Source organism: Peptoniphilus pacaensis, assembly GCF_900088125.1.
In the GTDB taxonomy this organism is placed as follows: Bacteria; Bacillota; Clostridia; order Tissierellales; family Peptoniphilaceae; genus Aedoeadaptatus; species Aedoeadaptatus pacaensis.
The window spans coordinates 1,302,594-1,315,055 of the sequence record NZ_FLQT01000003.1; the positions used below are offsets into that span (position 1 = coordinate 1,302,594).

The 12,462-nt window shown below is 53.4% G+C and carries 7 protein-coding genes; 6 read left to right on the plus strand and 1 reads right to left on the minus strand.

The features are described 5' to 3' along the window. Nucleotides 1–71 precede the first annotated feature (71 nt). Nucleotides 72–1,313, minus strand: coding sequence for a rod shape-determining protein RodA (gene rodA, locus BN7444_RS06170; protein ID WP_068457223.1), 1,242 nt, complete (start codon nucleotides 1,311–1,313; stop codon nucleotides 72–74). Between the two features lie 58 nt (nucleotides 1,314–1,371). On the opposite strand from rodA, the gene BN7444_RS06175 reads away from it, so the two are divergent. From BN7444_RS06175 to BN7444_RS06200, 6 genes are all read left to right on the plus strand, one after another. Next, nucleotides 1,372–2,280: an epoxyqueuosine reductase gene (locus BN7444_RS06175; RefSeq protein ID WP_068457226.1), complete on the plus strand. Its 909-nt coding sequence runs from the start codon at nucleotides 1,372–1,374 to the stop codon at nucleotides 2,278–2,280. A 1-nt stretch (nucleotide 2,281) separates the two neighbouring features. Further along, complete coding sequence (gene nth / locus BN7444_RS06180; protein ID WP_135122044.1) at nucleotides 2,282–2,923, plus strand: endonuclease III; 642 nt, start codon at nucleotides 2,282–2,284, stop codon at nucleotides 2,921–2,923. Continuing rightward, entirely contained in the window at nucleotides 2,923–4,275 is a 1,353-nt protein-coding gene (locus BN7444_RS06185) for a VanW family protein (protein ID WP_068457231.1), read from the plus strand. Before nth ends, BN7444_RS06185 begins: the two co-directional genes overlap by 1 nt. A 187-nt stretch (nucleotides 4,276–4,462) precedes the next feature. Beyond that, nucleotides 4,463–8,158: a DNA-directed RNA polymerase subunit beta gene (rpoB, locus tag BN7444_RS06190; RefSeq protein ID WP_068457234.1), complete on the plus strand. Its 3,696-nt coding sequence runs from the start codon at nucleotides 4,463–4,465 to the stop codon at nucleotides 8,156–8,158. 46 nt (nucleotides 8,159–8,204) lie between these two features. After that, nucleotides 8,205–11,744, plus strand: a complete 3,540-nt coding sequence (gene rpoC, locus BN7444_RS06195; protein WP_068457236.1) for a DNA-directed RNA polymerase subunit beta' — start codon at nucleotides 8,205–8,207, stop codon at nucleotides 11,742–11,744. 92 nt (nucleotides 11,745–11,836) lie between these two features. Continuing rightward, complete coding sequence (locus BN7444_RS06200) at nucleotides 11,837–12,379, plus strand: biotin transporter BioY (protein WP_068457239.1); 543 nt, start codon at nucleotides 11,837–11,839, stop codon at nucleotides 12,377–12,379. The last annotated feature ends 83 nt before the right edge of the window (nucleotides 12,380–12,462 follow it).

Here is a 12,462-nt window from a genome sequence, read left to right on the forward strand (position 1 = left end):
TTTTCTCCGGAAGAGGGAGAAAATTCCTGCGAAAAAGAAAAAATCCGGGCGAATAGACGAAGCTTCTCGGTCTATCTTCTCCAGCGCTTCAAGCGCTCCTTATTCCACTGGCGATCTTGAAAGTCGGCAATTCGATCGCTTATGCCGGTGAGAAAGCTCGGCATGTGATGCTCCCTTACTCCGGTGGAGCGGTGGTAGCGCACGCTGAGGCATAGGCCGATCATGGCCAGATTCACCATTTGGAAGGTGCCACCGTAGCTGATGAAGGGAAGGGGAATGCCGGTGACGGGCATGAGCCCCAAGGTCATGCCCATGTTCTCCCAGATGTGGATGAAGAGAACGCTTAAAAAGCCGAATATCATCAATTGTCCGCCCTTGTCTTTGGCAAGCTTCGTCAGTTGCAAGAGGCGGTAAAATAACAGGGCGTATAAGAGAATCAGAAGGGCGCCGCCGAGAAAGCCCAATTCTTCCACGAGGACGGGGAAGATAAAGTCCGTTTCCTTCGTAGGAATAAAATTAAATTGGGTCTGGGGTCCCTTGTAAAGGCCTCGGCCGAAGAGGCGGCCGTCGCCGATGGCGATGCGACCTTCGTAAGCTTGGTAGCCGCTGCCCGATGTGTTGGCGTCGGGTTTTAAAAAGTCCAGGATCCGGTCCTTCTGGTAATCGTCCAGGCGGGCATAGAGAATGGGCAGAGACAAAAAGCCCGCCCCCATGGCGCCGAAAATATATTTCCAGTCCAAGTCGGAAAAGAACAACATGACGGCGATGAAAAACAGAAAGACCATGGCCGTGCCGAAGTCGGGCTGGAGCATAATGAGCCCGACGGGAAAGCCCGCAAAAACCAGGGCTTTCGCCAGTTCTTTCGGCTCGTTGATCTTGTCGCCGTGGGCCTCTAAATAAAAGGCGAAGCAGATGACGAGAAAGATCTTGACGAATTCCGCCGGCTGAAAGTTAATGGGGCCGATGGCGAGCCAGCTCTTGGATCCCCAGGTCGTGTCCCCGTGGCCGAAGAGGAGCGTGGCCACTAAAAGCAAGACGCTGAGGCCGTAAAGAAATGGATAATAGCTTCGCCAGATGCGGTAGTCCACCAGCATGAGCCCGCAGGCAATGGCCGCGCCCAGCAGGGTGGCGACGCCCTGTTTGATTAAAAAGGGCCGGTTGCCGTAGGACAGGGTCGCCGAGGACAGCACCACGAAGCCCAAGAGGATAATGGCGGCGACGATCAAAACCAGGCTTCGATCCACGTCCCACTTGCCCGGATTCTCCCGTTTAAAAAAAGGCTTGATTTTTTCAAAAAGCTTTCGCTGAATCATAGTATCTCCTTTGTCAGAGTGTGATAGTATTATTATACAACAATAGAAAGGACTTGGGATGGAAGTAGACAGAATCAAAGACCGCTTGCACTTTCACGATTTGGCTTTGGTGCCGGCCCGCTCGCTGGATGCCATGGCTTCTGTTTTCGCGAAAAGAAAAGCGGCGGGGGACATGCTGCCCATCGAAGAAGAGGATCTGCTCCTGCGCATGGATCCGGCACAGTCCCTGCCCTCGGTGAAGTCTATTTTCGTCGCCTTTGAACAAGTGCCCTTTTCCCATTGCGAGCCGGCGCCGAAGGAAGGCTACGGCCGCTTGGCGGGCTTTTCACGGGACAGGGATTACCACTTGATTCTAAATGAAAAAATGGCCCGTCTGGAAAATTACTTACAGGATACCGTCCCCGGCATCGAATACCACCGCCAAGTGGACACGGGGCCCTTATACGAGCGGGGCTTTGCCGCCATGACGGGGAGGGGCTATATCGGAAGAAACGGCAGCTTCATTCATCATCGCCTGGGAAGCTATGTGGCCATCGGCCTCTTGCTTACGAATGTGGAAGGCGGCGAAGTCCTGAGCTCCGAAGACAGCTGCGGAGATTGCAGAGCCTGTGTCGACGCCTGCCCGGGCCGGGCCATCGACATGAGCGGCGTGCTCCATCCCGGCCGCTGCCGCTCATGGATCACCCAAAAGCGGGGCGAATTGACGGAAGGAGAGCGGGCGGTCATGGCCGATTGGATCTACGGCTGCGACGTGTGTCAAATGGTCTGCCCGAAGAACGTGGGGATCGACGAGGTATTCGAGATGGAAGATCCCGTCCACCACATTCCCCTGGAAGGGCTGGAAGAGGAATCGAATCGCTCCTTTAAAAAACGCTACGGGCACTTGAGCGGCTCCTGGCGGGGAAAGAAGCAGTGGGTGAAAAACGCCGCCTACATTCGCCGTTATTTTGATGAGAGGAAGAAGTAATATGCCTTTAACGAAAGAAGACGCTTTAAAAGTCTATGAACGATTGGAAACCATGTTTCCCGACGCGCGGGCGGAGCTGGATTACACCACCCCCTACGAACTTTTAATCGCCACGATTTTGTCGGCCCAATGCACGGACGTGCGGGTAAATAAAGTGACCAAGGTTCTGTTCCAAGAGTACAACACGCCGGAAAAAATGGTGACCTTGTCTCAAGAAGAGCTGGAAAGCTATGTGAAAAGCTGCGGCGTCTATCGAAACAAGGCGAAAAACATCTTGGCGGCATCCCGCATTATTTTAGAATCCTGGGGCGGGGAAATTCCGCCTACCATCGAAGATTTAATGACCCTCCCCGGCGTGGGGCGAAAGACTGCCAATGTGGTGGCATCCAATGTGCTGGGCATTCCCGCCATCGCCGTGGACACTCACGTCTTTCGCGTGTCCAATCGCCTGGGCCTCGCCGAAAGCAAAAATGTGGACGGGACGGAAAAACAACTCATGGCCATTTGGCCGAAAGAGTGTTGGACCAAGGGGCATCATCTCTTAATCTTTTTAGGCAGAAGAATCTGTAAGGCGCAACGGCCCCTTTGCGAAGACTGCGATCTGAAGGATCTCTGCCTCCATGTGCAAGGAGCATCGAATTAATGGAGAAAAATTACTTACACTTTCGTCGCAAGAAGCGGCGCCATTTAAAAAAACAGAAGAGAAAGCGCATGGCCACCGTGGCGGGCGCCGCGGTCCTGGTCTGTTTCATCGCCGTGGGCTTTCTGCCCACCTTCGGGATCATCAGCCCCGGGACCCATTACTGCGGCAACAGACTGGGTTTTTTGACGGTGAAGGCCGCAGAGGAAAAAATCAATAAGCATCGCGAAGATTTTCAAACAAAGACCGTCACCCTGACTCACAAGGAAAAATCCACCGCCTTAACCGCCGGCCAGATGGGCCTTTCCGTCAACGGCGAGCAGGCGGCGAAAGATGCATTGAAGGAAAGTCGGAGCCGTCACTTCCTCGGCCGCATGGGCCAGGTGTTTAAGCGGGAAGCCGTGCACACGCCCATTCAGGTGGATGAAGCCGTACTTAACCGCCGGCTCGGGAGCCTCGACGGCGTCCTGTACGCCACGGCGAAGCCCGCCACCGTGGCAATGGAAGGGGAGAAGGTAGTCATTCGCCCGGGTAATCAAGGAGAAATGCCCGACACGGCCCGCGCCATCGTGGACTTGTCTCACGGCATCGACGAGCCCGTGGAGATTCAAACGAAAATCGTGGAGCCCGCCATCGAAGCACAGGCCCTGGCGGGGATCGACGCAAAAATGGCCACGGCCGTCACCGAATACGATGTGAAGGACAAAAACCGCACCACCAATGTGGAAGTGGGCGCGGGATTTTTCCGCCGCATCGTCTTGGCGCCGGGAGAAAAGATTTCCTTCCTCTCCACCATCGGCGGCATCGACGAGGCCCACGGTTTCGTCAAGGGCAAGACCGTATCAAACGGCGTAGAGACCGAAGGTATCGGCGGCGGTGTCTGCCAAGTGTCCACCACCATGTACAATGCCGTGGCCCGGGCGGGGCTCAACATCATCACAAAATTCAATCACTCCAAACCCGTGCCCTATGCAAGAGAAGGCTTGGACTGCGCCGTGAGCGACGGCTACAAAGATTTTATCTTCGCCAATCCCTATACCAAGCCCGTGTATATAGAAACCACGGCCACGGACGGCAAGCTCAGTTGCACCGTCTACGGCCCCGGAGAAGAAAAGCCCTACACCATCGACCTGGTGCCGGAAAAGGTGCGAGACCTGCCGGCATCCAATGAAGAAAGCTACACCACGGATCTGCCCGCAGGGGAAATCAAAGTGCTGCAAAAGCAAGTGAACGGATCGATCTACAATACCTATGCCGTCTATTCCCAAGAGGGAAAGGGAAGCAAACGGCTGTTGGTGGCAAAGAGCCGCTACGTCCCCGTGGACGGAAAAGTTTTAATCGGGAAGGGAAAATAAATCCTTGCTTTTTAAAACGCGTCATGTTAATATAATAAATTGCATAATAATCTAAAATTATATGGAAAAGACGGTCGCAGCTACGGAAGAAGATGTATTTGTAAGTTATTGACGATTCATGCATGAGGAAATTCTTACACATACATTTTTTGTTTTTCGAAGAAACTGTAAGGGGTGAGGAATTTAGATGGTACATCCTGTTCAATATGGTAAACGGGAGAGAATGAGCTACTCCAGAATCGATGACGTGTTGGAAATCCCAAATCTTTTGGGCGTTCAAACCGATTCGTTCAAGTGGCTCATCGACGAAGGTCTCAGGGAAGTGTTTCGGGATATTTCGCCGATCGAAGACTTTGCGGGAAATCTAATACTGGAATTCGTGGACTACTACGTGTCCGAGGAGAAAAAGTATGATTTCGAAGAAGCAAAGGAAAAGGACACCAATTATTCGGCACCTTTAAAAGTTAAGGTCCGGCTCATTAATACGGAAACCGGCGAAGTCAAGGAACAAGAGGTCTTTATGGGAGACCTCCCCTTAATGAGCGCCACGGGCACCTTTGTCATTAACGGGGCGGAACGTGTCGTGGTCAGCCAATTGGTTCGCTCCCCCGGCGCCTATTATAAGGTGGAATTCGACAAGACGGGCAAGCAATTGTTCTCGTCGACCCTGATTCCCAATCGCGGTGCCTGGTTGGAATTCGAAACCGACGCCCAAGGCGTGGTCAATGTGCGCATCGACCGCACGCGAAAGATTCCCATTACGATTTTGCTCCGTGCTATCGGTGTGGAAAGCAATATGGAAATCACCCACCTTATGGGCGAAACGGAAGAGCTCTTAAAAGTTTTTGAAAAGGATCAAACCAGCAATAAACAGGAAGCGCTCCTGGAAATCTACAAAAAGCTGCGTCCCGGCGAACCGCCCACGGTGGAAAGCGCCCAATCCCTTTTCGAGAACATGTTTTTCGATGCCCGTCGCTACGACATGGCGAAAGTGGGCCGCTATAAATTCAATAAGAAACTCGCCCTGCGCGAACGCCTGCAAAATCAAATTTTGGCGGAAGATGTCATCGACGGCGAAACCGGCGAAGTCATGGGCACCGCCGGCGAACGCGTCAGCCGCGAGCAAGCCGTGGCCATCGAAAATGCCGGCATCAATCGGGTGGAAATCCTCGTCGACGATCCCGACGAATTAGGGGAAAAGATGAAAATCGTCCTCCTCGGAAATAATTTCGTGGATCCCGATGCCTTGGATACGGACATCGACTTTGAAGCCCTGGGCTTTAGAGAAAAAATCTATCTGCCACGCCTGAAAGAACTCATGGAAGAGTACGAAGGGGAAGAGCTCCTTACCCGTTTGAAATTACATTATAAAGAACTGTCCCCGAAACATATTTTAGTGGACGATATTTTGGCGGCGGTTAACTACGAATTTAACTTGTTCTACGGCATCGGTAAAACCGACGACATCGACCACTTGGGCAATCGTCGCATCCGTTCCGTGGGCGAGCTTTTGCAAAATCAATTCCGAATCGGCTTAACCCGTATGGAACGGGTGATTCGCGAACGCATGGCGGTGCAAGATCCCGATTCCGCCACGCCTCAATCCTTGATCAATATTCGTCCGGTGACGGCGGCCATTAAGGAATTTTTCGGTTCCTCCCAATTGTCACAATTTATGGACCAAAACAATCCCCTGTCGGAGCTGACCCACAAGCGTCGTCTCTCCGCCTTGGGGCCCGGCGGTCTGTCCAGAGACCGTGCCGGCATGGAAGTTCGTGACGTGCACAACTCCCACTACGGAAGAATGTGCCCCATTGAAACGCCTGAAGGTCCGAACATCGGCTTGATCACATCCTTAACCACCTTTGCCCGTATTAACGAATACGGCTTCATTGAAGCGCCCTACAGAAAGGTCGTCAAAGGCGAAGGCTTGGTTACCAACGAAATCGAATACATTACCGCCGATGTGGAAGACGAAAACATCATCGCCCAAGCCGACGAAAAAGTGGACGAAAGCGGCCACTTCATTAACGATCGGGTAATCGCCCGAGGCATCGACGGCTTAGTCGACGTTTACAAGAGCGAAGACATCAGCTACATGGACGTCTCGCCGCAACAAATCGTCGCCGTAGGGACCAGCATGATTCCCTTCTTGGAAAACGACGACGCCAACCGCGCCCTCATGGGTTCGAACATGCAGCGTCAAGCGGTGCCCTTGTTGAAAACTGAAGCCCCCATCGTGGCTACGGGGATCGAATACAAGGCGGCTCGCGACTCCGGCGTCTGCGTCATTTCCACCGACGACGGTACCATTAAAAAAGTTGCCAGCGATAAAATCGTCCTGACACCGGATGGCGGCAAAGACGACATCGTCTTCCGCCTCCACAAATTCGAAAAGGCCAACCAAGGCACCACCATTAACCAACGCCCGATTGTGACGGAAGGTCAAAAGGTGAAGCGCGGCGAAGTCATCGCCGACGGCCCCTCCACGGACTTAGGGGAAATGGCCTTGGGTAAAAATATTCTCATCGCTTTTATGAACTGGGAAGGTTACAACTACGAAGATGCCATGCTCATTAACGAAGAGCTGGTGATCGACGACGTGTTGACCTCCCTCCACATCGAGGAATACGAAGCCGAAGCTCGCGACACGAAATTGGGACCGGAAGAAATCACCCGGGACATTTCCAATGTCAGCGACGACATGCTTAAAGACTTGGACGAACGCGGTATTATTCGTGTCGGTGCGGAAGTCAATCCCGGCGACATTCTCGTCGGCAAAGTCACGCCCAAGGGTGAGACGGAGCTTTCCGCAGAAGAACGTCTCTTGCGCGCCATCTTCGGCGAAAAGGCAAGAGAAGTCAGAGACACCTCCCTCCGCCTGCCCCACGGGGAAGCGGGGATCGTCGTGGACGTGAAGGTCTTCAGCCGCGCCGATGACGACGAGCTGCAGCCCGGCGTCAACGAAATGGTCCGCGTCTTTATCGCCACGAAGCGCAAGATTCAAGTCGGGGACAAGATGTGCGGTCGCCACGGGAACAAGGGGGTTATCTCCCGCGTCCTTCCCAAGGAAGACATGCCCTATATGCCCGACGGACGTCCCATTCAAATCGTACTGAACCCCTTGGGCGTACCTTCTCGTATGAACTTGGGTCAAGTACTGGAAGTGCACTTGGGCCTCGCCGCTAAAAAGCTGGGCTGGCACGTAGCCACCCCCGTATTCGACGGCGCCAACGAACAGGATATTTTCGACACCTTGGAGGAAGCCGGCTACTCCGCCGACGGCAAGGTACAGCTTCGAGACGGCCGCACCGGCGAAGATTTCGATCACCCGGTCACCGTGGGCTATATGTACATGCTTAAGCTTCACCACCTGGTCGACGAAAAAATCCACTCCCGCTCCACCGGTCCCTATTCCCTCGTCACCCAACAACCTTTGGGCGGCCGTGCTCAATTCGGCGGCCAACGGTTCGGGGAAATGGAAGTGTGGGCCCTGGAAGCATACGGCGCAAGCCACACCTTGCAGGAAATGCTGACGGTTAAATCCGACGATATCGTGGGCCGTGTCAAGACCTACGAAGCCATCGTCAAGGGCGAAAATATTCCGCAACCGGGCATTCCCGAATCCTTTAAGGTTCTGATTAAAGAGCTGGAAGCACTGGCTCTTGAAATACAAGTCCTGGACGAAGACGAAAACGAAGTGGATCTGAGCACCGATGACGACGATCTCAACCACTTGGATTCCATGGACGGAAAAATTGACGGAGAAGATGCTGGGGAGCTTATCGAAGGAAAATCTGCGGTGGATGCCTTGGCCGGCATTCGCAAGATTTCCGGCGATACGATTCCGACAGGCTTTACACAAGACGAAGAAGAGGAATAAGTCCTTTTCGGCAGTTGAAGGTATATAAAGAAAGGAGTCTTGCTCCTTGAGCAGAAACGAATTATTTCATTCCATTAAAATCGGCTTAGCATCCTCGGAAAAAATCAGATCTTGGTCCTATGGGGAAGTCAAGAAGCCGGAAACCATTAACTACAGAACATTAAAGCCCGAAAAAGAAGGTCTTTTCTGCGAAAAGATTTTCGGACCCACGAAAGACTGGGAATGTTCCTGCGGAAAGTATAAGCGCCTGCGCTACAAAGGCGTGGTCTGCGAAAAGTGCGGCGTGGAAGTCACCAAGTCCAAGGTGCGCCGGGAACGCATGGGCCACATCGAATTGGCCGCACCGGTCTCTCACATTTGGTACTTTAAGGGCATTCCTTCCCGCATGGGCCTGGTCATGGACATCAGCCCCCGGGCACTGGAAAAAGTCCTCTACTTCGCATCCTACATCGTCACACGCGTCGACGAAGGGGTGCCGGATCTATACGAAAAGCAACTTTTGACCGAAACGGAATACCGCGAATTTAAGCGGGAATACGGCGACAAATTCGAAGCGAATATGGGTGCCGAAGCCATTCGGGATCTGTTGCGCAAAATCGATTTAGACGAGATTTCCAAGGATCTCAGAGAACAATTAGACGACGCCACCGGGCAAAAGCGGGTGCGCATTACCCGCCGCTTGGAAGTCATCGAAGCCTTCAGAAGCTCCGGAAACAAATGCGAGTGGATGATCTTGGATTGCATCCCCGTCATTCCGCCGGAACTGCGCCCCATGGTGCAATTAGACGGCGGTCGCTTCGCCACATCGGACTTAAACGACCTGTACCGCCGCGTCATTAACCGGAACAACCGCCTGAGAAAGCTCATGGACATCGGTGCGCCTGAAATCATCGTGCGCAATGAAAAGCGCATGCTCCAAGAATCCGTGGACGCCTTAATCGACAACGGCCGCCGCGGCCGCCCGGTCACCGGCGCGGGGAACCGCCCCTTAAAGAGCCTTTCCGAAATGTTGAAGGGCAAGCAAGGGCGCTTCCGTCAAAACCTGCTGGGTAAGCGGGTGGACTACTCCGGTCGTTCCGTTATCGTCGTCGGACCGTCCTTGAAATTCTATCAATGCGGTCTGCCGAAAAACATGGCCTTGGAACTGTTCAAGCCCTTCGTAATGCGGGAGCTCGTGGAACGGGAACTGGCCCACAATATTAAAAGCGCCAAGCGCATGGTGGAACGGGTGCGCCCCGAAGTATGGGACGTGCTGGAAGATGTCATTAAAGACCATCCCGTGCTCTTAAACCGTGCGCCTACCCTGCACCGTTTGGGGATTCAAGCCTTCGAACCGGTGCTCGTGGAAGGCAAAGCCATTAAACTCCATCCCCTGGCATGTACGGCCTACAATGCCGACTTCGACGGGGACCAAATGGCGGTTCACTTGCCCTTGTCGGCGGAAGCCCAAGCGGAAGCTCGCCTCTTAATGCTTTCCACAAACAATATTTTGGCATTGAAAGACGGCAAGCCCATTACCACGCCGTCTCAAGACATGGTTCTAGGGATGTACTACCTGACCATGGACAGAAAGAGCCACGTCAAAGGCGACGGCATGACCTTTATGGATGAAAAGGAAATGTTGCATGCCTATGCCTGCGGCTGGGTTCATCTCCATTCCCACGTCAAGGTGCGTCGCTTTAAAGATGAAGAAGACAAGCGGGGCAAGATCGTGGAAAGCACCGTCGGTCGCTTTATGATCAACCGCGCCATTCCCCAAGACCTTGGTTTTGTGGACAGGGAAAAAGATCCCTACGGCTTGGAAATCGATCAGGTGATTAACAAAAAGCTCTTAGGCAAAATCATCGATCGCTGCTATAAACTCCACGACAATTTGGAAACCGCGGCCTTCCTCGACGAAGTGAAGAGCTTAGGCTACCACTACTCCACCATCGGCGCCATGTCCATTTCCATGGGCGACGTTGAAATTCCCAAGGAAAAGCCGGACATTCTCCATCAAGCGGATCTGGACGTTGAAAAATACGAAAAGGCGTTCCGCAAGGGTCTCATCAGCGACGAAGAGCGCTACGAACACGTTATCGACATTTGGAACGAAGCCACGGACCACTTAACGGACAAGGTTATGGAAGGCTTCGGCGAATTAAACAATATCTTTATTTTCGCCGACTCCGGAGCCCGTGGTTCCAAGAACCAAATTCGTCAATTGGCCGGTATGCGCGGGCTCATGGCCTCGCCTTCCGGACGTACCATCGAAGTTCCCATTACCTCAAACTTCCGCGAAGGTCTGGACGTACTGGAATTCTTTATGTCCACTCACGGTTCTCGGAAGGGCTTGGCGGATACGGCACTGCGTACCGCCGACTCCGGTTACCTGACCCGTCGTTTGGTCGACGTATCTCAACAAGTGACCGTCACCGAGGAAGATTGCGGTTCGGACAGCTACATCGTGGCCAAGTCCTTTAAAGACGGTCGCGAAATGATCGAAGAAATGCAGGATCGTATCGAAGGCAGAACCTCTTACGAAGACGTGCATCATCCGGAAACCGGCGCCCTCCTCGTCAAGGCGGGTGACATGATCGGTTCCAAAGAAGCCGAAGCCATTATTGCCGCCGGCATCGAAGAAGTGAAGATTCGCTCCGTCTTGGGCTGTAATTCCGAAGATGGCGTCTGCGCCAAGTGCTACGGCGAAAACATGGCTACGGGTCGCCCCGTGGGCATCGGCGAAGCCGTCGGCGTCATCGCCGCACAATCCATTGGCGAGCCCGGGACTCAGCTGACCATGCGTACCTTCCACACCGGCGGGGTCGCAGCGGCAGCGGACATTACCCAAGGTTTGCCTCGTGTCGAAGAACTTTTCGAAGTGCGTAAGCCCAAGGGTCTCGCCATTATCGCCGAGATCAGCGGCACGGTGGACATTCGCGAAACGTCGAAGAAGCGTGAAATCGTCATTACCGCCGACGACGGCACCTCGGAAGCTTACACCGTGGTTTACGGCGCCCGCATCAAGGTAAAACCCGGCGACCGGGTAGAAAAGGGCGACGAGCTTACCCAAGGCTCCGTCTATCCCCAAGACCTGCTTCGCGTCAAAGGCGTCATGGGCGTTCAGGAATACATCGTCAGAGAAGTACAACGGGTTTACCGTCTGCAAGGGGTAGACATCGACGACAAGCACATCGAAGTCATCGTTAAACAAATGATGTCCAAGGTCCGCATCGACGATGCCGGCGAAACCAGCCTCCTCCCCGGCAGCATGGTGAGCAAAAAAGAATTCGAACGGGCCAACAAAAAGGCGGCGGAAGCCGGCCTTCAAGAAGCCACGGCGATCCCCACCTTACTCGGGATTACCAAGGCCTCCCTGGCTACGGATTCCTTCCTCTCTGCGGCGTCCTTCCAAGAAACGACCCGCGTCTTAACCGATGCGGCCATTGAAGGAAAGCAGGACTACCTCAAGGGCTTAAAGGAAAATATCATCATCGGCCAACTGATTCCCGCCGGTACCGGCGTTCGCAAGAACGGCACGGTCTACTGGGAAGAAGAGGACAAGCGAAAAATAGATTTGGACATTCTCGAAGGAATGAGCCTGTAAATAAGAAACTCCGCTTCGGCGGAGTTTTTTCTATTGACAAGAAAGCCGTAAAGGAATACCATTTACAATAACATTGTAAAAGGAGATGTCCAATGAAAACAAAACACTTGACGGCCATGGCCATGTACCTGGCCCTTATTATTCTCAGCGGTTTATTGATTATTCCCACGCCTGTTGGCGTGCCCATCGTGCTTCAAAACATGGTCTGTGCCATGGCGGGCGCGGTCCTCGGGAAGAAACACGGCACACTCACCGTCCTCGTCTTCTTGCTTTGCATTGCCTTGGGGCTTCCCGTGCTGCCCGGAGGTCGCGGCGGCGCCGCCGTCTTTTTAGGCGCCACCGGCTCTTACTTTATCGGCTACCTGCTTTCGCCTTACTTTGTGGGCCTCGCCCTGGAAAAGGTAACGAGTCGCAGCTATGTGACCTATCTGATCGTCTTCGTCCTCTTCGGCGCCCTGCTCATTAACTTCTCGGGCCTGTTGAGTCTGTACCATAACAGCGAAAGTTTATCCGCCGCCTTTAAGACCATGATCGCCTTTATTCCCGTGGATCTCATCAAGGCCGTGCCTGTCGCCTGGGTGGCGCAACGGATTTACGTATCGAAGCCCGGTTTTTTAAAAGAAATTCAGGGATAAAAGGGGATAAATCCCGCAAAATGCTTGAAAATTGAAGGAAAAGATGGTACACTACCAGAGTGTAAATCGAACGCATTAGGAAC

What these genes read in the sequence shown, in the direction of transcription:
- rpoB (WP_068457234.1), top strand. Translation starts at nt 4,463, where the DNA reads ATGGTACATCCTGTTCAATATGGTAAACGGGAGAGAATGAGCTACTCC.
- BN7444_RS06200 (WP_068457239.1), top strand. Translation starts at nt 11,837, where the DNA reads ATGAAAACAAAACACTTGACGGCCATGGCCATGTACCTGGCCCTTATT.
- nth (WP_135122044.1), top strand. Translation starts at nt 2,282, where the DNA reads ATGCCTTTAACGAAAGAAGACGCTTTAAAAGTCTATGAACGATTGGAA.
- BN7444_RS06185 (WP_068457231.1), top strand. Translation starts at nt 2,923, where the DNA reads ATGGAGAAAAATTACTTACACTTTCGTCGCAAGAAGCGGCGCCATTTA.
- BN7444_RS06175 (WP_068457226.1), top strand. Translation starts at nt 1,372, where the DNA reads ATGGAAGTAGACAGAATCAAAGACCGCTTGCACTTTCACGATTTGGCT.
- rodA (WP_068457223.1), bottom strand. Translation starts at nt 1,313, where the DNA reads ATGATTCAGCGAAAGCTTTTTGAAAAAATCAAGCCTTTTTTTAAACGG.